This window comes from Raineyella antarctica, assembly GCF_900092135.1.
In the GTDB taxonomy this organism is placed as follows: domain Bacteria; phylum Actinomycetota; class Actinomycetes; order Propionibacteriales; family Propionibacteriaceae; genus Raineyella; species Raineyella antarctica.
This window is the reverse complement of the sequence record NZ_FMYF01000001.1, coordinates 147,437-168,567: the sequence shown is the minus strand read 5'-3', so window position 1 is coordinate 168,567 and position 21,131 is coordinate 147,437. Positions and strand designations below refer to the sequence as shown.

The window sequence follows — 21,131 nt, the reverse complement described above, 5'->3', positions numbered from 1 at the left end:
GGTCACTGCCCCTGCGCGGCGTAGGCGGCCTCGACGGCGGCCTTCTGCGGACGCCACCAGGACTCGTTGGCCCGGTACCACTGGATCGTCGCCGCCAACCCCGACTCGAAATCGCGGTAGCGCGGCGTCCAGCCCAGCTCCTCGCGCAGCTTGCTCGCATCGATCGCGTAGCGCAGGTCGTGGCCCGGCCGGTCGTTGACATGGTCGTACGCGTCCGGCTCCTGACCCATCAGGGACAGGATCGCCTCGATCACCGTCTTGTTGTTCCGCTCCCCGTCCGCCCCGATCAGGTACGTCTCCCCGATCCGGCCGTGCTCGATGATCTGAAGCACCGCCGAGTTGTGGTCCTCCACATGGATCCAGTCCCGCACGTTCAGGCCCGCCCCGTACAGCTTGGGCCGGCCACCGTCCAGGATGTTGGTGATCTGGCGCGGGATGAACTTTTCCACGTGCTGGTAGGGGCCGTAGTTGTTCGAGCAGTTGCTCAGCGTCGCCTCCAGCCCGAAGGAGCGCACCCAGGCCCGGACCAGGTGGTCCGAGCCGGCCTTCGACGCCGAGTAGGGGCTCGAGGGCCGGTAGGCCGTCTCGGGGGTGAACTTGCCCGGATCGTCCAGCTCCAGGTCCCCGTACACCTCGTCGGTCGAGATGTGGTGGTAGCGGACCTCGTGGTGGCGGGCGGCTTCCAGCAGCGTGAACGTGCCGACGAGGTTGGTCCGGATGAACGGCGAGGGATCACGCAGCGAGTTGTCGTTGTGCGACTCCGCCGCGAAATGCACCACCACGTCCGCGGCCGCCACCAGGTCGTTCACCACGTCCGGGTCCGCGATGTCGCCCTGCACGAAGCTGAACCGGTCCACCGGCAGCCCCTCCAGAGAAGCGCGGTTGCCCGCGTACGTCAGGGCATCCAGCACCGTCACCGAGTGCCCGGTCGTCCCCAACACCTGGTGCACGAAGTTCGAACCGATGAACCCCGCGCCCCCCGTCACCAGATAGTTCGCCATGGTGGTCACGCTACCGTGAGCAGGCGCCACGAGCGCAGCGGCGGTCCGTCACCTGGCCCGCCCGAGGCCCAGCCGCCGGAGGAACAGGACTCAGCCGCGATACAGCGCCTCGTAGCGCGCAGCGACGGACTGCAACGTGAACTCCTCCGAGCGTGCCAGGCCGGCAGCCCGCGTCGCCCCCCGGAGATCGTCGTCGGTGAGCAGCCGTTCGATGGCGTCACCAAGTCTGTCCAAGGGGGCCAGGACGCCGTCATGTCCTTCTTCGGTCACATAGCGGGCGCCGACGTTCGGCGTCGCGACGACCGCCGCACCGCAGGCCATCGCCTCGGCGTACGGTATCCCGAAGCCCTCGTACGAGGAGGGCAGGCAGAAGACCCAGGCCTTGCGGTACTCCTCGATGAGCTCGGAATCGCCGAGGCGACCGAGGACGGTCACCCCGTCCGGCAGCTCATCCGGTGCGTCCTGGGTGACCATGCGCAACTCGGCATCGGGAACCAGTGAACGGACGCTGTCGGCGAACTGATGGGCGAGCGCTTCGCCGCGCTTGCGCCCACCCCAGGTGCCCACGAACAGTACGGAGGGGTGCGAGGACTTCACGGTGTTGCCCGGGTTGTAGCGGGTCGAGTCGACGCCATTGGGGATCACCCGTCGGACCCAAGGGGTCCATCGCCGTGTGGCCGGCGAGACGACGACGGTCGTATCGGCGACCAGACTCGCCAGGACCTCGCTGAAGCCCAGCAGCACCATCCGCAGGCGCTCCTTGATGCCCTTGATGTGCAGGGCCTCCTCGAAGCACGACCCGTGGAGCGTACGGACGTGCCGCGGGACGCGTCGCCGCCACAGCCAGTAGTCATCCCCGTGCGCATGCAGGGCGTCGTACGAGCTGAAGTCGACCTTCCGCAGTGCGAGGGCGAAACGGAAGGTCCGCAGTGCACCCTGCATCTGGATGTGGCGGTGCCCGTACAGGGCCCCGTCGACCGGCGGGCAATCACTGAACACGTCGACGGTGTGCCCTCGTCGTACCAGTTCATTGGCGAGTTCGTGGACCTGGTAGCCGACGCCGATCTTGCTCCCGCTGGGCAGGTAGTACGAGATCATGGCGATCCGGAGCGGCTGGATCGGAAGGGACTCCTGGGAGTGTTCGGCTGTCATGCAAGTCCTTCCCGGAGGGCCTCGAGCCAGGCCCGGCCGAGCTCGAGGTCGGGTTCCAGGTGGTTGCCCTCAGCCCACTCGTTCCACGACTTGATCCAGAGGAGTCGGTGCTGCTCGGGTCGATCAGCGATCGTCGCGACCGCCTCTGCCACGTTCTTGCGGAACTTCTTCGGCGTGGCGCCCGTCAGCACGATGCCACCCCGCTTCGAGCGAGGGGTGTTGTCCCAGTTGGGATAGACACTGGGCTGGACGTGGGGGCCCCGGATCGATTCGGCCATCACAGAGTCGTTGTAGGGGAAGACCTCGGGCCCCCCCATCGTCTTGCGAAGGAGCCGCATCCGGGTCGTCGCGGTGGGTGTACGAACGGCGGGAAGGCGCATGTAGACGCTGGCATCGAAGCCATCAGCCTCGCCCGTGGTGTAGATCGGATCGCCGGCAGCGTTGCTCATCTCGCCCACGAGGTACAGCCCTGGCAGACCCGCCCGCCGTGCCATTGCCTGCCAACGGTCGACGAACTCGGCCGCATCCGGCAAGGACTCGGGTCGGAAGACGTAGAACACGGGCCGGCCATCCACCCGTAGGTAGCGCTCATCCCGGAAGGCCGGCAGGATCGTGTCGAAGTGCGCTTGGTCGTCCTCCTTGCCGGGATAGAGCTGCTCCATCAGGACGCGATCGGCTGCGCCGTGCCAGATGCCGCTCCACGTCTGGTTGGCCCAGGCCAGGCAGAAGGAGATCTCCGGTGCCCCCGAGGCGATCACCTCGCGGAAGGGTCGCTCGAGGATCCGTCGCCCATGCCCGAACCAGTAGTGCCAGTAGGCGAAGGCCTCCACGCCGTACTCGCGCGCCAGGTCGCTCTGTGCCTGTCGGGTCTCGGGAACCCTCAGGTCGTAGAAGCCGAGTTCGCCCGGCAGCGTCGGCTGCTTGTGCCCCGGGAACAATTTCCTGGCCCTCGCGGTGTTGGTCCACTCGGTGAACCCCGGCCCCCACCACTCGTCGTTCTCCGGGATCGGGAAGAACTGCGGCAGGTAGAACGCGATCGCCCGCGCTGTCACGCCCGGGCCCTCGCCCTGGACGTCGGCTGCATGCTCCATCGGTCCCTCCATCTCAGACACGTGCCCTCTGGTCCACCCGCGAGCGGAGCCCCCGAACGATCGGCACGAGCCAGGAGGCCCGCCGCCGGATTGAATCTTTCCGGAGCTCGGCCCTCTTCCCGTCCTGCCAGAGCAGGCCCGCCAGGTCCCGAGCTGCCGAGCGCACCCTCGGGTCCTTGAACCCCGCAGACCTGACCAGCTCGGTGAAGAGGTGATCGTGCAGCGGCCCTGTCGATTCTCGGGCAAGCGCCTCCTCGGCAGCGGCCATGCCACCGCCGTAGCGGAGCGCCACCGCAGATGACAGGAACGGCAGGGCCAGCCGGGTCGTACGAGAAGTCGCTCCTGCATGTACCCGGTAGAAGATAGTGGGTTGGTCGATCTTGGCGATGGGGTGAAGTCGCGCTGCATTCACGAGTAGCCAGTAGTCATCCATCGCGAGGGCGTGCGGGGCGAAGCCACCGGCCAGCCGCAACGTGTGGGCGTCGGCCAGCAGACTCGTGGTGACGGTGATCGGTCCGCGCAGCATGTCGCGGTGGTCCGCATGGGTCACCTCCTCGGAGCCGGTGACATCAGCCTCCCGGCACAGTCGCTCGTACGCGCCGTTCTCGGGCACCACCACGGATGCCCACGCCCCCACCAACTCGTCCTGGGCGGCGAGGCTGTTGACCTCCTCGACGGCCGAGAAGGCGATCTCGCTGGTGGCCACGATCTTGTCCTCGGGGTGTTCCACCACCCACGCGATCAACCGTGCCACCCTCTCCGGGTGCCAGAGGTCGTCCTGGTCGAGAAACGCCACCCAGGGGGTCCGTGTCGCAGCCAGTCCGTTGTTGCGCGCCACCGCCACGCCTAGGTGCGACTGTTCCAGGAGGGTCGCGCCCAGAGGATGGGAGAGGACGAGGTCCGGCCCCCCATCGGTGGATCCGTCGTCGACGACGATCACCTGCTGGGGCGGCAATGTCTGACGTTCGATGGAGGTCAGGGTCTCCTCGATGAAACGCGCCCCGTTGTACAGCGGGATGACGACGGTCACCGGGGCCGACCCGAGCGTCGACTTCTCAACAGACTCCACGATCATCCCTCTCCATTGCCCACGACTCGACATCGCACACAGTCGTCATACCCTCACCTGGAGCTCCCCGTTCGGGTCCCACCGTCGCCACACTGATGGGTCGGCCAGAACGACTCTGTCGCCCCTGACGAATGCTCCGTCAGTGCTCCCCTCCTCCCCGGACAGGTATCCCAACCAGCGCGATTCTCGCTCGTTCTCACCCAACTCCTCCCAGCCTCGCCAGTGAACTGCGACGTCCTTGCCCTTGCCGGCGGCCTCCAGCGCTGCCACCCCCTGAGAGGCCTTGCGGGAGTACTGGACCAACGAGCGATAGGAGTAGTGCAACATGTGCAGGCCGCGGACGGGGATGCCCGGGTGATCGCGGAGCGCATGGTTGCCCTCGCCGACCCATACCCACCGACGGCTCCTGAACGCGATCCGGAACCAGCTACTCTCGCTCCGATCCACCTGCACCGCATTCCCACTGTCAAGGGCGATCCGACCGTCCTCGGGCAGCGGGTACACATTGCGGAAATCGCACCACACCATGTCCTGTGCCGACGGCAGCCCGACCAGGAACTCCTTGACGGTCATTCCCGGAGCGAACCACAACTCATCAGCATCGAACGGCACCACCCAGTCCGCGCCGGCACGCCAGGCCAGGTGTGACAGGTACGACGTCTTGCCGCCTTGGTGGAAGGCCGCCTGGGTATCTGACCCCACATGGATCCGCGCGTCTTGGGCCGCGAGGCCCCGAAGGATCGCAGGGGTGGTGTCGGTCGACATGTTGTCGACGACGATGACGCCGTCCAGACCCTGGTCCAGCATGTGCCGAACCGAGTGTCCGATGATGTCCTCCTCGTTCCGGGCCATGCACACCCCCCAGACCGAACCTGCCACCCGGGTCCGGCGCTGAAGCCCAGGAACCGTGATGGCCGCATTGATGGCCCGCTGACGACGTCCGTACCGCTCGGCGAAGAGGGCCACCCGGTTTCGTCCCGCTCGCAGCCTGTCGAGGCTGTCCCCGGGGAGTACAGCGGTGACGAAAGACTTCAGGACCATTGCATACCTCATCGGTCGGCGTCCACGAGCAGCATCCTTACGGATCGTGTCCGGGACAGGCGCGGCCAGAGTCCCCGTGCGAACGGGTGGATGTCCCGCATCCACCGCCAGGTGATCGGCGCCGGGAACCATTGCAGCCAGTAGTAGAGCTGGCCCTTGATTCCCGAAGCATGTCCCCACGTACGGATCTTCTGCCGGATCATGCCCGGCTCGCGTCCCCAGGAGTTGTGCAGAATGGCCTGCTCCGGCCCCAGCCTGGCCACCCGTACCTCTCCCTCGGCCGGTTCATGCCTGAGCTGCAGGGATTCGTCGTCTCCCTTGACCGTCACTCGCAGCGTCGCACCTTCGCAACGCCTGGCGTCGACCGCCCGCGAGTGACTCCGAATGGCGATCGGCCCGGGATAGTCGTAACGAGGGGCGCGCGAGCTGGAGCAGACTTCCAGATAGTCCCCCGACGGCAGGCGGCGGAACAGGACACGCATGGGCCATTCGACCGCCCCGATTCCCTTGGCTTCCGCCTCGTCCACCATTTCGAGCAGTGCGCCAGGATCCGGCAGCAGCTCGTCGTTGTCGATCTGGAACAACCAGTCGACCGTATCCCCGAGCGCATCGATGCCTGCCTGCCGCTGGGCCGTGTCCGCCCGCATCGGCTCTGCGTGGTCCTCCCACTGACCCCACACGACCTGTCGGATGTTCCGGGTATCCACTCGGGCGATGATCTCTAGGCATAGATCCACTGGAACCGGTCTGCCAGTCCATCCGCGACGGTTGGTAGGAGCCACCACCACCAAGGCATCGAGCAGTGAGTAATAGCGGGACAGGCTCGACTCGAGCCACACGGGATCTCCCGGAAGGATGTAGGCACCGATGCGTCGGCGCGGGGGCGCTGCGCGGACATGCTCTGGTGTGGTCTGGTCCCCCATGCTCATGCACCGAGCTTCGCGGGAGAGAAGGCCGGATCGAGCAGACCGGTCATGCGGAGGCGCGGAGAGAGTGCCAGACCCGGGTATCGACGACGCAACCGGGTCAGGAAGGCGACGATCAGGGAGTTCCTGCGTGCCCGAAGCCGCTCCACCAGGGAAGCAACGGGATAACTGCTCAACGGGACCGCTTCAAATGTGGCCCCGGTGATGGTCACCCGCATGAGGTGATGGCGCCGCAGGAACGAGTCCACCAGTTGTTCGAAGAACAGTCCGAGGGCCGCGCCGGGAAAGCGGGTGGACACCGGACAATCCAGCCACTGGGGAACCGGCCGTCGACGGAGCGATCCCGCGAGCAGGGACCGTCGAACCAGGAAGATCTGGTCGGTGAACCCATACCCCAGGAAGTATCCGGGTCCAGCCTCATCGGCCTCGATGGCAACCGTCGAGCCCCCGTCTGGCATCGCCCAAGTGGGATTCCCCACCGCGACCCGAGCGTCCCTGGCCATCACATCGAGCGCGGGAGTGATCCAGTCGTACGGCTCGGCGAAACCGAGGTCGACGTCCGCATAACAGAGGAGATCGGGCCCCTCGAGGATGAGCGCCACCAGGCAGCAGTCGGACCAGTGTAGAAATCTACCGAAATCGGCCTCACGAAATCCTGAAGATGTCAGCGCCCGCTCGAGCAGGTCCTCGACGAAGAAGTACCGGTCCACCTCCCCGCGCTCGACGGCGCCCTGGGCGAGAACCTCGGCACGCCCTCGGTCCTGCACGTTGTTGACGAGGAGCGTCCTCAGCTGGAAGCCATAGTCGTGCTGAGCGACGGCAGCCGACAGGAATCCCGGCGCAGTCACAAGGTCGATGTTCCGCTCGAAGCAGTTGATGACGAATTCGACCGGATCAGTCTGCATCATGCCGTCCTATCGCGAGGAGACAGCGCGACCTGGCGCACTCGAGCGGTCGTGTCACAGCAGGCCCCCACCCATCAACGGAAGATCGTAACGGGCACGCAAGAGCACCACCGATCGAACTGGGCCACAGTCTAGCCAAGGGGCGTCTACCGCCCGCAAACGCGGTGCCAGCAATCCGATCACTCAGGGGAACGGTCGAAGGCGCACATCGCCAGTACGCCTCTCGCCAACGGACGCATGCGCACCGGGACGGTGCGGATGATCGCGTGAGTATCCCCCGAAGTGAAGCCGGTTCGACCCGCCCGGAGCCCGGTCGAGAACAGCGCGAGCCCGACAGATCCGGCGATCATCGCAGCCAGGACCGGCGAGACGTCGATCCACCACACCAGTCCCCAGACGGCACCGCACACGCCGGCCCCCAGCACGAAGGGGCGCGACTGCCGGGCGACCACGAGCCAGCCCATGTCGAGACTGCGCAGTTCGCCGGCGAGGAAACCAACCAGTTGCGTCCACGAGGCCGCCACATTGGCGATGACGGCTCCCCACACTCCCAGCGGGGGAATCAGCAGGACGGCGAGCACGATGTCGACGGACAGTGCGATCACATTGACGAGCAGGACCCGCCCGCCGGCGAGACGGGCCTGGACGAAGGCCTGCACCGGACCGGTGACCACAAGCAGGCCACCGGCAAGGCCGAGGAGCAACATGACGGGAGGAACCTGGGCGAATTGGCCGCCGTAGATACTCGGCACGAGCGCGGCGAAGGCCGGGAGAGCTACAGCAACCAGCATCCCGACGATGGTGGAGGTTCCGCGCAGTGCCCGCGTAAACGCGCGGCCGACGGAGGCCTCGTCGACTTCGCGCAATCCTGAGATTGCCGGAACCATCGGCCCGATCAGCGCCTGGGCGGGCGCGAAGATGTGTCCGGCCAGGCCGAACGCCATGGCAAAGATGCCGGCGGCTGCAGGCTGGTCCAGCCAACCGAGCATGACGACCTCGGATCGCGAGACCACGAGCGTCCCGATCACGCCGGCAGCACCCACGGGGATCGCGAACCTCCAGAAGCCCTCCGGAAGGCCACCCGGCCACCTGGGACGCAGCACGGCTTTCCGGTACTCGGGGGCGACGAAGGCCAGGCAGAGCAGTCCGAAGAGCACCTGGCCGATTACGAGTCGGGTGGCCCAGACGGCATCGGCCGTGGTGATCGCCACGGCCACGGCGCTGACCGCGATCTGGGCCACCAGATTGGTGACCATGGCGAGCTTGGCCGAGGCAGCCGTCTTGTTCTCGATGTTGATGCAGTCGATGGCCGTACTGAACACTGCTGGCACCAGTACCCCGAAGACAACGGCAACCGCAAGCATCGGCGCACTCACGTCGGCCACCAGGAACACGACGAGGGCCAGGAGCGGCGCCGTGATGAAGAGACGGAATCCTTGGATGCTCGACAACAGTCGTTGAACCGTAGCTGTTTGACCCAGGGCGTGCGCTTTGGAACCGAACTGGAGCAGCCCCGTGCCGGTCCCTAGCTCGACGATGCCACTCACGATGCCGATGACAGTCGTCAGGTAGGCAAGACGACCGTAGTCGACGACTCCCAAGGTTCGCGCGAGGACGATGTTCACGGCGAAAGCAAGCGGAAGAGACACGACTGTGTTGATCATCGTCCACGACGCACCACGAATCGCCCGATCCTGCAGGTCACCGCGGGTCAGACCTGACTGGTCGCCCTCCGGCCGGCCCGGCTCGGGCTGTTGGTGTGTCATCCAGTACTCCCATTCCACGGCCCCATGACCGCCACACAACGATAACCCAGTGGAGCGGGCCAGCCGCTGGGCGACGAGGCACTCAGTTCAGCCACCGGATCACCCGGTCCTCGACCGTCAACCGGTACATCCGGTCGGGTCAGCCCGTCCGGTCCAGCACCCGCTTCATCGCCTCTACCCGATCGGCCCACGAGTCGACGGGGGCATCCGCCCCTTCGGGAAACACGGATCCCGCTGGCACGGCGAGCGTAACGGCTCGCGGGAACTCGGACGGTTCAGCAACGACCACGCGGGAATCCGCACCGTCCCGGAAACCAGCTACTGGGGTACTCACCACGGGGCGTCCCACCGCGCGGTACTCGTACAGCTTGATCGGGTCCAGAGATTCCGTGAACGATGTGACCACGTGCGGAACCACGAGGACATCCGCGTGCTGCAGGTAGCCGGGTACCTCGGAGCGATCCTTCGCGCCGAGGAGCACGACTCCGGCTCCAGCCAGCCGATCCCGATCGGCGGCCTCCAGTGGAGCGGGCCCGACCAGCACCAGGCTGCCACGCTTCCCCAAGGCGCGCGCCGTCGCCACGCAGAGATCGATGTCGATGCGATCCCGGTGGATGGTACCGACGTAGACGGCCACAGCCCCTGCCGGCAGGTCGGCGGGACGAGGCCGCGGCACGCGGTAGTCCTCCACGTCCACGGCGTTGGGCACGAGGGTGACATCCCGGATCTCCCCCTTCGTGGCCTGCAGTCCGCGGCTGCACACGACGACTTCTGCGCAACGCTCCATCAGCAGCGCCTCGTCCCGGACGAGCCGTTCGTGCTCGGCTTCCGTACGGTCGGCCTCCAGCCAGTCATCGGTGATGTCGTAGAGGGCCGGCCAGCCCGTCAGCTGCAGGACCTCGGCGCCTGTGGGATCGTTCACCCACAGCACCGGGTGCTCGAAACCGACGCGTGAGGCCACCCGCCTGACCTGTCCGGCGGCCCGACGATCGGATCGGGGGTCCAGCCGCCGGGGCAACAGCTTGGTCGGCTGGAACGTACGGAGCCTGCCGTCGGCGACACCGTCGAGCTGAACCCGGCGCAGTCCACGGCCGAAGCGGGGACGGCGACCGGACACCAGGTCGTGCAGGGGATCCGTCGCCGGTTCGACGAACAGCACCCGCAGCCCCGGATCGCTGCGCAGCAGGCCTGCAACCAGGTGCTGGTTGCGACGCCAGACGTTGTCCCAACGTTCCAGGGAGATCACCACGAGATCCGTCACAGGACGCTCCGGTAGACGAGGTCCGTGGCGCGGGCCTGGGCCTCCGTCGTGAAGGAGGTCCGCTGCAGGTCGCGAAGCTCGGCGCCATAGCAGGCCCTACGAGACGGGTCCGCTGCCAGTTCCGACATCAGCTCCCCGGCCGCGACGACGTCGTGCGGGGAGAAGAGCGCGGGTTCGCGGACCGCGCCGACGGTTTCCAGATGCCCTCCGGCCGCCGAGGCGACCACCGGCAGCCCCGCCGCCATGGCTTCCAGAACCGTCAGCCCCAGTCCCTCCACGCTGCAAGGAGCCACCAGGAGCCCTGCCTGTCGCATGAGGTCCACGACGTCCGACCGGTGACCTAGGAATCGCACCCGATCGCTGACGCCCAACTCCCTGGCCACGGCCGACAAGGCAGTCACCTGCGAGCCGCTCCCGGCGATGTCAAGGGACCAGCCATGTCGGTGCAGACCGGACGACGCGAAGGCCCGGATGGCATCGGCGGTGTCCTTCTCCGCCTCCAGTCGCTGCACGACCAGCACGGACGGGGTTCGTACGATGCCCGCGACGGGATCCGGCTGTGAGGGGACTCCGGGATGGACGACGGTGCTGGGGCCGTCGATGCGATCAGCCACGTACGCGCTGATCGAAATCTGGGCCGAGACCCGGGCCCGGATCAGGGGGGCCACGCTCCTGCCCCCGAGGCTCCGCCCCCGATGCGCCGCGAAGTGCCGGGTCGCGACCACGGGCACCCGCCAGGACCGCAGGGACAGCACAGCCGCGGTCTCGGCGGCCGTCATATGGACGTGGATGACATCACAATCCCTCAGCCGGTCGAGGCCGCGGACGACGTCCAGCACCGATCCTGCCGGGTGGACGACCACCGACGGATCACCGATCGTGGCCCGCATGGCTCCGGGGTCACCGCCGATCACCGCAACCCGGTGGCTGTCCATCCGACTCTGGGCCGCAGCGAGGGTACTGACGTGACGCTCGACCCCCGCAAACGCATCCGAGCTGATCGCATGCACGATCCGTAGCGGGCGACGGACGTTCGCGCGGGTCATCGAGGGGTCTCCGCAGGTATGGGTCCCGGAGGAACAGCCGCCGGGAGACCTGCCCTGACGAGCCGTTGGGACGGCTCCTGCCCCTCGTTGCGCAGTTCGAGCACTCCGAGACAAATACCCGCCACAACGAACGGGACCGAGACCTGTCCCGCAACCCAGAAGAGGTCGAACTGTCCCTGGACGAAACGGGAGAGCACGACAGCCACCGCAAGCGTGCCGTAGGCCGGGTCGATGCGCCACAGGACTATGAGAACGCCGAGCACCAGGGCCAGGAAACCGAGGAGACCGATGATCCCTGCAGAGGCGAGTACTTCGAGCTCTGCATTCGGCGGCTGGAAGTGCAACGGCGCTCCAGGCTGGTTCCAGAAGCGCAGGCCGTAACCGACCCAAGGCGAGCGCTCCCAAGCCGTCAGGGTGTCCTGGAACCAGGTGAGGCGCTGGTTCGCCGAGTTGAAGGCGTTGCCTGATGCGAGCTGGTCCTTCACGAGTGTTCCGACGAAGAACAGGGCCGGGATTACGGCGACGACGATCACCTTCGACCGCCTGCGGTGCCGGTCTCCGCGCAGGGCGATCAGGAGCAGCGCCACTCCCAGCCCCATGATCGCCTGCCGGGACTGGGTGAAGGCGATGGCCACGGCGAGGATCCAGAACACCGACAACGACCACCGCCGGGGCCAGCCCAGCCACACGGGCCGGGCGTACGCCACCACTGCCGCGAAGGCGACCACGGTGCCGATGAAGTTCTTGTGCATCCCGTACGGCCATGACACGTAGACGGGTTGGAAGTCCCCGCCTGCGTACTGGCGGAGTCCCTGGGCGATCGTGATCATCGCGAGGACCAGGGCGGTGACCATGACGAGGGTGAGACCGGCCCGGGCATGCCCTCCCCGTCCGATGGTCCAGCCCACCACGAGTGCTCCGCCGACAAGCGTCCACGCGTGGACCCACTCCACCGCATTGGCCAGGAAGGGGTTGGCCACCACTGTGAACAGTGTCGCGAACTGGTAGAGCACGGTCAGCCACAGCAGGTTGCGCAAGGGCGCACTGAAGGGCCGCTTGGTGAATACGAGGGCCACCAATGTCGCCAGTCCGAGCGCGGCGTCGGAGATGGACAAGTCGAGCGCTCCGGCACTGACTCGATGGATGACGAAAACCACCGGAAGGAGCAGCAGGGGGATCAGCGCAGCGTCGGCGGCGGTCACGCCCAGGGCGAGCACCACCGCAACGGCTGCCAGGGCGATGACCGGCCGACCGGGGATCTCGCGCCCGATGACCAGGGCCGCGGCGATGAGTAGGGTCGCACCGATCACGGCGGCCAGCCAGCGACCCACCCGGGTTCCCAGGAATCCGGCCATCAGGCGGCCTGCCCGAAGGAGGCCTCGACATGCACGGGCCCCCGTGCGAACACGGCTGCCCGACGGCGAGCCGCCCGCCCCCGCTCGCCCGGAAGCAGCACGGAACGGACCGCGGCTCCCAGGACCTCTCCGGCGCGGGCCAGGTGCCAGCCGATGGCGCCGTAATGCTTGCGCATGTATCGCTCCTGGGAGGCATGGAAGTGTGCATCCCTCTTGGCGGTGTCGCTGCTGGTGGCAGCGCCTAGGTGCACGGCGCTCACCTGCTGCACCAGGGCGTGCCGCCAGCCGAGCAGGTGCGCCCGATAGGCCCAGTCCGTCTCCTCCGCGTAGAGGAAGAAGCGTTCGTCCAGCCCACCCACCTGTGCCAGGGCCTCGGCCCTCAGCAGGAGGACCGAACCGATGACGTACTGGGTACGGGGCAGCAGCGAGGCCAGGCCGACGGCCTCGAGCCACGTAGCCGCCGGGGAGGGGAAGGGCCATCCGACCCTGGATGGTCGTCCCTCACCATCGACCTGGGTGGGGGCGACGCTGGCCAGGTCAGGATCAGCGTGCAGCGCCGACTGGAGTCGGCGGATCGACTCGACGTCCACCTCTGCGTCAGGGTTGAGGAGCAGCACATCAGAGCCCGGATCCGTGCGAGCCGCCAGTCCAATGTTGACGCCGGCGGCGAACCCGCCGTTGCGGTGCGGGTCGATGTAACGGCAGCCCAACTCCTCACACAGTGCCGCGATCTCGGGCAGCGAGGAGTTGTCGACCACTGTGACAGGCAGCGACCGTACCGGTTCGAGTGCCCGCCGGACCAGGGCAGGAGAACCGTAGGCCACGAGGACAACCTCGACCGGACGGCCACCATCGGCCTCCGGCAGTGACCGGCGCCGCATCGTCCCGTACAGATCGAGGTACTGCTCAGCCACCCGATCCCAGGCGCACGACCGGGCGCGGGACAGCCCTTCGGCGCGCAGGCGGTCTGACAGTGCCTGGTCCGACACGACCGACCTAAGCGCAGCCGCCAAGGCCCTCACGTCGCCGGGCGGGACCAGCAGGCCCGCACCCCCGACGACGTCGGGTAGGGCACCACTGTCGCTGGCCACCACAGGGACGCCGCAGGCCATCGCCTCGACGGCGACGCGTCCGAACTGCTCGACCCACGAAGGGGTCGTGAGGGACGGGACCGCGAGGACGTCCAGCGACCGGTAGAAGCCGGGCAGGGCCGCCTGGTCGAGGGCGCCGAGGAACTCAACCCTGTCCGCGATCCCGAGATTGTCGACCCGCTGGCGCAACTCGGCCTCCAGCGGGCCGGCGCCGGCCAGGCGCAGGGTGAGCCGGGCATCGGTGGCCACCGCATCCAGCAGGACGACGACCCCCTTGTGTGCGGCCAGTCGACCGGCGTACCCGACGACTCCCCGTCGCCCGGCACCGGACGAGCCAGTCGGGACACCCGATCCGACGATGGGGCCCAGGCGCTTGATCGGGGGGTCGTCTGTCGTGAAGTGTTCCAGGTCCACCCCCAGCGGAATGGTCCTCGGCGCACCAGGGAAGCCCTTGTCCGCGCAGATCCGTCCGGCCTCGTCGTTGCACACATGGACGGCAGAGGCGTGGCGCAGGGCCCACCGCTCCATCCAGCGGAAGGGCACGGGATAGATCTTGCGGATGTTCTGTGCGGAGTAGAGGGCGTACGGGGCCTTCTGCCCCCGGAGCCCCCGAAGCAACAGGATCTCCGCGGTGGCCAGCGCGAAAGGCTCCTCATGCAGGTCGATCACGTCCCAGTCCTGGCCCAGGAGATGCCAGAGCGGACGTGGGTCGTACGCGAAGAGCGCAGGATGGCTGCCGAGTGTCCCGGCGCCGACCACTTCTTCACCCGGTTCCGGCTCCAGTCCGACGGGGGCACCCGCCTCTTCCCACCGGTGGGCGGTGAGGGTCACGACAGCGGAGCCGGCCCGGACCATCGCACGTTCCCGCTCACGCCACGCGCCGACGACGGCACTGTGGGAGATTCGCAGAACACGCACAGCCGGGCCCCCTCGGTCGAACGATTACCCGCGCTAGACTACTCGTTCCGGGACAGACTTCTGTCCTCGTGCCGCTCCTGTGCGAGACTTGGCGATGTTCGAGCCCTTTGACATCACTGGAGAGCGACTGTGCAGCTACGCGACTTCTTGGCCATCATCCGGGCCAGGTGGATCACCATCGTGCTCACACTGCTGCTGGTCCTGGCCGCCACGGTCGTGACCACTCTCCGCATCCCACCGACGTACCAGGCCAGCGCCCGAGTCTTTCTCGCGGCCTCGTCCAGTCCGAAGACCAGCGCGAATGCGGGCGGGGGCTACCTACTGACCTCCGCGGACCTCAACACCTACGTCGAACTGCTGAATTCTCCGGTGGTCCTGGATCCCCTCCGAAAAACCTTGGGCGTCTCCCCGAGCACGCCTCTCGTGGTCACGGCCGTCGTCTCCCAGAGTTCGCCGGTCCTCGACATCACCGTCCAGGCGGAATCCCCCAAACTGGCCGCTGATGCCGCGAACGCGGTCGGGCCCGAACTGGCGAAGGTCGGCGGAGCCTACGCCCCACTGCTGGCCAGTGCCGGCCAAGGCGTCACCGCCACAGCCATCTCGTCGGCGACGGCGCCCAGCCGTCCGATCTCACCCAACCTGCCGCGCAATGTCGCGCTGGGCCTCCTCGCCGGGTTGGGACTCGGTATCGGACTGGCTCTGATCCGTCACTTCCTGGATACCAGGGTGCGCACCGAAGCGGACGTGCGGGCACTCTCGGACCGACCGATCCTCGGATCCTTGCGGCTGCTGCCCAAGTCGAACGACTCCGACCTGGTGGTCGAAGGCGATCCCCATGGACTGGCAGCCGAGGAGTACCGGCGCCTGCGTACGAACCTTCAGTTCGCTGACGTGACCACCGGAGGCAAGCATTCCTTCGCGGTCTCCTCGGCCATGCCTTCCGAGGGCAAGACCACCACGGCCGTGAACCTCGCCCTCGCGATGGCGGATTCCGGCGCTCGGGTGCTTCTCGTCGACGCGGACCTGCGTCACCCCTCGGTGGCCGGTGCGATGGGGATCGAGGGTGGCGTCGGACTGACCACCGTCCTACTCGCCCACACCACCATCGAGAATGCCGCCCAGCGCTGGGGCGACACGACCCTGTACATCCTGCCGTCGGGAGCCATTCCCCCGAATCCGAGCGAACTACTGGGATCCTCCGCCATGGAGGCACTCTTCGCCCAACTCCTGGCCGCGTATGACTACGTGATCGTCGATGCGCCACCCATCCTCCCCGTCGTCGACCCTGTTCTCATCGATCGCCTGGTCGGCGGGATGCTGATCGTCGTGGCAGCTGACCGAACTCTCAAGCGCGATCTGGCGCAGGCCGTCCGTTCGCTCAACGTCGTCGAAGCCCGGATCGCCGGATTCGCGCTCAACATGGTGCAGAACTCTGATTCCGCAAGTCGCTACGGCGCCTACTACCCGCACGGCCGCAACTCGCGGGCCACGCGCGGGGGGCGCGCTTCGCGCATAGAGAAGCGGCGCTCGAGGCCAGTAGAGGCACCGCACGCAATCACCCCCGCACCTGTACCGACATCACCGACGACGCCCTCGGTACCGGCTCCGCCCAGTCCTGCGCCAACCGGGCAGCCGTTCCTCAGCGCGGCAGAGGATGTCTTGGGGTGGTCCTCCGCGACGCAGGAGGATTTCGGGACCAGCGATACGAGTCCCGTGGATAGCCGAGGGCACGGCCGTCGATTCGCCGACTAGGGGCGGCGATCTCGTCCTTAGTCGGGGACCTGGGTGCCCTCGTTCAGCAGCCCCAGTCGGACCAGCGCGGTGATCAGATCATCGACACCCTGAGCAACGTCAGAGATCGACAGGGCTGCTGCAGCAGCAACGCGTGAAGCAACAGTCCCGCGATCGACCCCCAGCGCCTCATGCCAGATCAACGCCGCGGAATCGGTGAGAACATGGATCGGCCCTTCGGGTACCCGCGCGACATAAACCGCTTCGGCTGTCCCGACGAAGGCAACACCATCGGCAACCCGGAGGGCCTTCATCCTTGGTGCTTCCGGACGCGAAGGAGAATGGTACGATACTCCTCAAGGGCTGCGCGCATGGGACGGGCGAAGAACTCCCGAATGATCTGAGGCTTGGTCGGTGGGTGTCCCAAGACTACAGCGAGATGTTCGCTGTTCACTATGATTGCGCGCCATAGCACCGCCATGCGCTCCGCTAGGCTGCCAGCCGCCAGAAAGCGAGCCCACCACTCCTCTGCACGAGTGCCTCCGGTGGAGACGACCCTCCAGAGCTCGTATCCTCGCTGCCCACGAAACATTGCAAGCTCGCCCACTGCCGCGGCGAGCGCCATCTGCGCCTGGAGACGCTCAGCAAGCGCCCGCACGGCATTCTGGCGTTCAGGAGACGCCCCCACCCACACGGTTTCGACATCCCTCCGTGCCTTGGTTGCGCCGGCCTCTCGCGCGGCGTGAAGGAGGAGCACAACGACTTGACCGTCCAATGCAGGGACAGCGCAATCAGTTCCAGCGATAGTACGGGTCCCACGGTCCCTCCACAGGATTTCGAAAGCTGCTGCAGGGGCAAGCTCGACGCCCGGGAACATACGGTGCACGTCGACGTAGCCCCACAACTCATGGAAAAGGGTCGCGGCATGTCCGAAGGGAGAACCGGCAGCGAACCCCGTGACCCACACCCATCCAGCAGTCCTCAGTGCTCGCAGAAGTCGATCGACCTGTGAGGGACGCACGAGCACGTCGACATCGCTCCCCACCCGGCCATCCCAGATCAGTGACGGGTCAAGAGCAAAGCCCTTGATATGTAGGACATCGATATCCGCTAGATCCGCCACTCGCTGGACGGCGGCATGAGCCATCTGGACCTGCACCTCAACGGGAACGGAAGCCTCATCCAGCCGCATTTTGATCTCGCCAATCAGAAAGAGAGGGTGGGCATCCAACAGATGCCCACCCTCTACAACAACATCAACGACGCATCAGGCGGCGACTAAACGATGCAGTGAGAAGTCGTGGGCGGGGCATCCAACGTGACGGTCTGCGCCGGCGCACCGTCGATCGAGTAGGTGATCGTCAAGAATTGCGCGGACGACGTACCGTACCCCGTCAGCAACTGGCAGCTGCCCACACCCGTGAAGGTCGCCGTGAGAGTACCACCGGTCTGGTCCGGGCCCTTCGTGAGCGTGCCACCCGAGCCATTGACGATGGAAGTGATCTGCACTACCGAGTTGCTCTGCGCGCCACCGCATCCATTGGTGAAGCAGATGTACAGCTTGTAGCCGAAAGGCTTGCCCGGATCCTTGCAGCTCTTTGCGCTGTCGAGGGTGAAGTCGGCGCACTTGCTGGCGGCCGTCGCAGGCAGCGCAGACGCGATGGCGATCGCCGGGACGGCCCAAGCGGCGCCCTTGGCCAACGTCCGTCGGCTGATCGTGGTGTCAGTGGAAGGAATGAAGTCAGTCATGAGTCGTCCCATGTGTGTCGAGTAGCCTGCCCCCCCCAGTCGTGGGGCGATGGGACGAACGCTAGCACAGTGGAGTCACAGGGCCTGACAGCGTACCGCCCCGCACAACCCAGAACAGTAGCGCCACACACGTATCCGGACCGACGTGAATCCCTGCAGTGGGATGAGGTTATCGTGGGATCATTCATCGCCGTGCACCAACGGCGACCGGCCCCGGGAGACGTTCGGATGATTGCAGGCAGCTGCCACGCTGGCCCGACCGACCTGACGGCCCCCCGCATCGCCATCGCCCACGACTACCTCACCCAGCGCGGCGGTGCCGAACGCGTGGTCCTGTCGCTCGTCCGGGCCTTCCCGAACGCCACGCTGCACACCACCATCTACAACCCGGACACCACGTATCCCGAGTTCCGCGATGTGCGCATCATCACCTCCCCGCTCAACCGGGTGGCGGCCTTCCGCGCAGATCCCCGACTCGCCCTCCCACTCCTCCCCTTCGCGTCGAACGGCATGCACATCGACGCTGACGTCGTCATCGCCTCCTCCAGCGGCTGGGCCCACGGCTTCCCCACCACCGGCCGGAAGCTCGTCTACTGCCACAATCCGGCCCGCTGGCTCTACCAGCCCGAGGACTACCACGGTGACTCAGGCCGTTTCTCCCCCAAGAGGCTGGCCATGCGCGCCCTGGGTGACCCGCTGCGCCGGTGGGACCTCCGGGCAGCCCTCCGGGCCGACAAGTACCTGGGCAACTCCCGGGTCGTGGTCGAGCGGATCACCCGGACGTACGGCATCCGCGCCGACCTCGTCCCGCCGCCGCACAGCATCGACGCGACGGGTGACCAGGAACCCGTGCCCGGGCTGGCCGACTGGCAGGACCGCTACCACCTTGTCGTGTCGCGGTTGATGCCCTACAAGAACGTCGACCGGGCGCTCGAGGCGTTCGCGGACCTGCCCGACGAGCGACTCGTCGTGGTCGGCGCCGGGCCGCTGGCGGACCAGTTGCGGGCCGCGGCCCCGCCGAACGTGCGGATGGTCTCGGGCTTGACCGACGCCCAGCTGCGGTGGACGTACGCCCATGCCACCGCGCTGGTCGCCCCGTCCCACGAGGACTTCGGGTTGACCCCGCTGGAGGCCGCGAGCTTCGGCAAGCCGACCCTGGCACTGCATGCCGGTGGCTATCTTGACACGATCAATCCCGCAGTGAACGGAGTGTTCTTCGAGGCGCCGGCTGCGGGGGCGATCCGCAAGGCCGTGGTGCGGGCCGGGCTGCATACCTGGGACCCGGCGGCGATCCGCGCCCATGCCGACTTGTTCTCCGAGCAGCGTTTCATCGCCCGGCTCCAGAGGGAGGTTGACGCCGTCCTGGCCGGGCCGCATCGACCCATCCCCCTGGCCCCGTCCTCGACGGAGATACCAGCAGAGCCACTGGAATGGTCCACGACTGGCAACTGAGGGTGAGGGATGTTTGAATGGATAGGTCCCTCGGCGGCAACTGACTGCCCCCGGGGGAGGCCAAGTTTCAGGATTCGGGGGAATCATGGACCCGTTCGGACGTCTCACTGCGGAGGAGACCATCCAGCGGGTCCCTGCTGCCCTGCTGGCCTGGGACAAGCGGCGTCGGGGCAGCAACAGCGTGGTCCGGACCGCCGTCATCGTGACCGACCTGCTGATGATCCTCCTCAGCACCTTGGTCGCCGTGGTCGGCCGCAACTCCCTGAACGTCTTCGACGAGGCCGCTGACGTCTCCTCGGTCGTCACCGGCATGGCCCTGTGGCTGGTGCCGCTGTGGATCGCGGTGTTCGCCTCGTGGGGCCTGTACCGGGTCAAGAACATGGGTGCCGGTTCGCTGGAGTACCAGTCGGTGGTCACCGCCAGCGGTATCACCGCCGGCACGTCGGCTGCGATCCTCTACCTGACCAAGAACGACGTCTCCCGCGGGTTCTTCGTCCTGGAGTTCAGCCTCGGCGTCGTCCTGCTGCTGCTCGGCAGGTTGACCGTACGTCGACTGGTGCAACGGGCACGTGCCCATGGACTGCTGCTCAACCGCGTCGTGCTGTCCGGCGATGTCCAGCACATCGAGGAGATCGCCACGGTGATCAAGCGCGAGGTCTGGCTCGGCTACCGCATCGTCGGCGCCGTCATCCCCCCTGCGACCGGGCAGCCCTACACCCCGAGCGGGATCCCCGTCATCGGGCACACCGACGAACTCGGCACGGCGGTCAAGGCGGCCGATGCCGAAGCGGTCATCTGCACCGAGGGCAGCTTCAGCCGCAGCCGCGACTTCCGTCGCCTGGCCTGGGACCTGGAGAACGAGAACACCCAGATGATCGTGGTCCCGACGATGACCGACGTGTCCGCGGAACGCCTGCGGGTGCGGCCGATCGCCGGGCTACCGCTGGTGCACGTCGAACAGCCGCAGTCCGAGGCCGCCTCCCGCTGGGGCAAGAAGCTCTTCGACCTGGTCGGCTCGACGCTGCTCATCGTGCTGGCCTCGCCGATCATGCTGGCCGTCGCGCTCGCGATCAAGATCGATGACGGCGGACCGATCTTCTTCCGGCAGGTGCGGGTCGGCAAGGACGGGAACCTGATCCGGGTCTACAAGTTCCGCTCGATGGTCATCGACGCGGAGAAGCTGCTCGCGGACCTGCAGGCCCAGAACGAGAACGACGGCGTCCTGTTCAAAATGGCCAGGGATCCCCGGATCACCCGGGTCGGGCACTTCATCCGTCGCTACTCACTGGACGAGACCCCCCAGTTCTTCAACGTCTTCCGAGGCGACATGAGCCTGGTCGGGCCGCGCCCGGCCCTCCCCTCGGAGGTCGAGCAGTACGAGGACCACGTCCGGCGCCGCCTCGACGTACGTCCCGGCATCACCGGCCTGTGGCAGGTTTCGGGACGATCCGACCTGCCCTGGGAGGAGACGGTCCGCCTCGACCTGTACTACGTCGACAACTGGAGCATGGTCCAGGACTTCACCATCCTGCTGAAGACCTTCCGCGCCGTCGTCGCGTCCGCCGGGGCCTACTGAC

19 protein-coding genes are annotated in these 21,131 nt (G+C 67.0%); 4 read left to right on the top strand and 15 right to left on the bottom strand.

Annotated features, from left to right (window positions below; genetic code table 11):
• Positions 1–2: 2 nt before the first annotated feature.
• The 12 genes from rfbB to GA0111570_RS00680 all read right to left on the bottom strand — a co-directional run bounded on the left by rfbB (position 3) and on the right by GA0111570_RS00680 (position 14,622).
• A complete protein-coding gene (gene rfbB / locus GA0111570_RS00735; RefSeq protein WP_092605967.1) occupies positions 3–1,001 on the bottom strand; it encodes a dTDP-glucose 4,6-dehydratase in 999 nt (332 codons plus the stop codon).
• Between the two features lie 90 nt (positions 1,002–1,091).
• Complete coding sequence (locus GA0111570_RS00730) at positions 1,092–2,153, bottom strand: glycosyltransferase family 4 protein (protein WP_092605375.1); 1,062 nt, start codon at positions 2,151–2,153, stop codon at positions 1,092–1,094.
• Entirely contained in the window at positions 2,150–3,244 is a 1,095-nt protein-coding gene (locus tag GA0111570_RS00725; protein WP_092605373.1) for a glycosyltransferase WbsX family protein, read from the bottom strand. The genes GA0111570_RS00730 and GA0111570_RS00725 overlap by 4 nt, the downstream gene beginning before the upstream one ends.
• Before the next feature lie 13 nt (positions 3,245–3,257).
• Entirely contained in the window at positions 3,258–4,313 is a 1,056-nt protein-coding gene (locus GA0111570_RS00720) for a glycosyltransferase family 2 protein (protein WP_175557257.1), read from the bottom strand.
• A 45-nt stretch (positions 4,314–4,358) separates the two neighbouring features.
• A complete protein-coding gene (locus GA0111570_RS00715) occupies positions 4,359–5,165 on the bottom strand; it encodes a glycosyltransferase family 2 protein (protein ID WP_175557256.1) in 807 nt (268 codons plus the stop codon).
• A gap of 197 nt (positions 5,166–5,362) precedes the next feature.
• Entirely contained in the window at positions 5,363–6,283 is a 921-nt protein-coding gene (locus GA0111570_RS17520) for a hypothetical protein (RefSeq protein ID WP_175557255.1), read from the bottom strand.
• Complete coding sequence (locus tag GA0111570_RS00705; protein ID WP_139283104.1) at positions 6,280–7,185, bottom strand: hypothetical protein; 906 nt, start codon at positions 7,183–7,185, stop codon at positions 6,280–6,282. The genes GA0111570_RS17520 and GA0111570_RS00705 overlap by 4 nt, the downstream gene beginning before the upstream one ends.
• Positions 7,186–7,364: 179 nt before the next feature.
• A complete protein-coding gene (locus tag GA0111570_RS00700; RefSeq protein ID WP_092605363.1) occupies positions 7,365–8,951 on the bottom strand; it encodes an oligosaccharide flippase family protein in 1,587 nt (528 codons plus the stop codon).
• 139 nt (positions 8,952–9,090) lie between these two features.
• A complete protein-coding gene (locus GA0111570_RS00695) occupies positions 9,091–10,197 on the bottom strand; it encodes a glycosyltransferase (RefSeq protein ID WP_217633950.1) in 1,107 nt (368 codons plus the stop codon).
• Positions 10,198–10,208: 11 nt separating this feature from the next.
• The gene (locus tag GA0111570_RS00690; protein ID WP_092605359.1) at positions 10,209–11,258 is read right to left on the bottom strand and encodes a glycosyltransferase family 4 protein; all 1,050 of its coding nucleotides are present in this window, start codon (positions 11,256–11,258) and stop codon (positions 10,209–10,211) included.
• Positions 11,255–12,613 (bottom strand): O-antigen ligase family protein, encoded by a 1,359-nt coding sequence (locus GA0111570_RS00685; protein WP_092605358.1) that lies wholly within the window; start codon positions 12,611–12,613, stop codon positions 11,255–11,257. The genes GA0111570_RS00690 and GA0111570_RS00685 overlap by 4 nt, the downstream gene beginning before the upstream one ends.
• Entirely contained in the window at positions 12,613–14,622 is a 2,010-nt protein-coding gene (locus GA0111570_RS00680; protein ID WP_217633949.1) for a glycosyltransferase, read from the bottom strand. The genes GA0111570_RS00685 and GA0111570_RS00680 overlap by 1 nt, the downstream gene beginning before the upstream one ends.
• A gap of 129 nt (positions 14,623–14,751) precedes the next feature.
• Here GA0111570_RS00680 and GA0111570_RS00675 point away from each other — a divergent pair, with 129 nt between their 5' ends.
• Positions 14,752–16,374, top strand: a complete 1,623-nt coding sequence (locus tag GA0111570_RS00675) for a tyrosine-protein kinase domain-containing protein (RefSeq protein ID WP_092605354.1) — start codon at positions 14,752–14,754, stop codon at positions 16,372–16,374.
• 17 nt (positions 16,375–16,391) lie between these two features.
• Here GA0111570_RS00675 and GA0111570_RS00670 read toward each other — a convergent pair whose 3' ends face one another.
• Both GA0111570_RS00670 and GA0111570_RS18365 read right to left on the bottom strand, forming a co-directional pair.
• The gene (locus GA0111570_RS00670) at positions 16,392–16,667 is read right to left on the bottom strand and encodes a hypothetical protein (protein WP_092605352.1); all 276 of its coding nucleotides are present in this window, start codon (positions 16,665–16,667) and stop codon (positions 16,392–16,394) included.
• Complete coding sequence (locus GA0111570_RS18365) at positions 16,664–17,500, bottom strand: nucleotidyltransferase family protein (RefSeq protein ID WP_425438593.1); 837 nt, start codon at positions 17,498–17,500, stop codon at positions 16,664–16,666. Before GA0111570_RS18365 ends, GA0111570_RS00670 begins: the two co-directional genes overlap by 4 nt.
• Between GA0111570_RS18365 and GA0111570_RS17930 the strand changes: the two genes are divergently transcribed.
• A complete protein-coding gene (locus GA0111570_RS17930) occupies positions 17,492–17,635 on the top strand; it encodes a hypothetical protein (RefSeq protein ID WP_245702955.1) in 144 nt (47 codons plus the stop codon). The two genes, GA0111570_RS18365 and GA0111570_RS17930, sit on opposite strands and share 9 nt — an antisense overlap.
• On the opposite strand, the gene GA0111570_RS00660 is transcribed toward GA0111570_RS17930, so the two are convergent.
• Entirely contained in the window at positions 17,632–18,102 is a 471-nt protein-coding gene (locus tag GA0111570_RS00660) for a hypothetical protein (RefSeq protein ID WP_092605348.1), read from the bottom strand. The two genes, GA0111570_RS17930 and GA0111570_RS00660, sit on opposite strands and share 4 nt — an antisense overlap.
• A 228-nt stretch (positions 18,103–18,330) precedes the next feature.
• Between GA0111570_RS00660 and GA0111570_RS00655 the strand changes: the two genes are divergently transcribed.
• Both GA0111570_RS00655 and GA0111570_RS00650 read left to right on the top strand, forming a co-directional pair.
• A complete protein-coding gene (locus GA0111570_RS00655) occupies positions 18,331–19,554 on the top strand; it encodes a glycosyltransferase (protein WP_092605346.1) in 1,224 nt (407 codons plus the stop codon).
• Positions 19,555–19,639: 85 nt separating this feature from the next.
• On the top strand, positions 19,640–21,130 hold the full coding sequence (locus tag GA0111570_RS00650; RefSeq protein WP_092605344.1) for a sugar transferase: 1,491 nt from the start codon (positions 19,640–19,642) through the stop codon (positions 21,128–21,130).
• Position 21,131 lies beyond the last annotated feature (1 nt).

Coding starts and splice junctions, on each gene's coding strand:
- GA0111570_RS00670 (WP_092605352.1), bottom strand. CDS start 16,667: ATGAAGGCCCTCCGGGTTGCCGATGGTGTTGCCTTCGTCGGGACAGCC.
- GA0111570_RS00685 (WP_092605358.1), bottom strand. CDS start 12,613: ATGGCCGGATTCCTGGGAACCCGGGTGGGTCGCTGGCTGGCCGCCGTG.
- GA0111570_RS00700 (WP_092605363.1), bottom strand. CDS start 8,951: ATGACACACCAACAGCCCGAGCCGGGCCGGCCGGAGGGCGACCAGTCA.
- GA0111570_RS00730 (WP_092605375.1), bottom strand. CDS start 2,153: ATGACAGCCGAACACTCCCAGGAGTCCCTTCCGATCCAGCCGCTCCGG.
- rfbB (WP_092605967.1), bottom strand. CDS start 1,001: ATGGCGAACTATCTGGTGACGGGGGGCGCGGGGTTCATCGGTTCGAAC.
- GA0111570_RS00705 (WP_139283104.1), bottom strand. CDS start 7,185: ATGCAGACTGATCCGGTCGAATTCGTCATCAACTGCTTCGAGCGGAAC.
- GA0111570_RS17520 (WP_175557255.1), bottom strand. CDS start 6,283: ATGAGCATGGGGGACCAGACCACACCAGAGCATGTCCGCGCAGCGCCC.
- GA0111570_RS00690 (WP_092605359.1), bottom strand. CDS start 11,258: ATGACCCGCGCGAACGTCCGTCGCCCGCTACGGATCGTGCATGCGATC.
- GA0111570_RS00650 (WP_092605344.1), top strand. CDS start 19,640: ATGGACCCGTTCGGACGTCTCACTGCGGAGGAGACCATCCAGCGGGTC.
- GA0111570_RS17930 (WP_245702955.1), top strand. CDS start 17,492: ATGAGCCATCTGGACCTGCACCTCAACGGGAACGGAAGCCTCATCCAG.
- GA0111570_RS18365 (WP_425438593.1), bottom strand. CDS start 17,500: ATGGCTCATGCCGCCGTCCAGCGAGTGGCGGATCTAGCGGATATCGAT.
- GA0111570_RS00715 (WP_175557256.1), bottom strand. CDS start 5,165: ATGGCCCGGAACGAGGAGGACATCATCGGACACTCGGTTCGGCACATG.
- GA0111570_RS00660 (WP_092605348.1), bottom strand. CDS start 18,102: ATGACTGACTTCATTCCTTCCACTGACACCACGATCAGCCGACGGACG.
- GA0111570_RS00655 (WP_092605346.1), top strand. CDS start 18,331: ATGATTGCAGGCAGCTGCCACGCTGGCCCGACCGACCTGACGGCCCCC.
- GA0111570_RS00725 (WP_092605373.1), bottom strand. CDS start 3,244: ATGGAGCATGCAGCCGACGTCCAGGGCGAGGGCCCGGGCGTGACAGCG.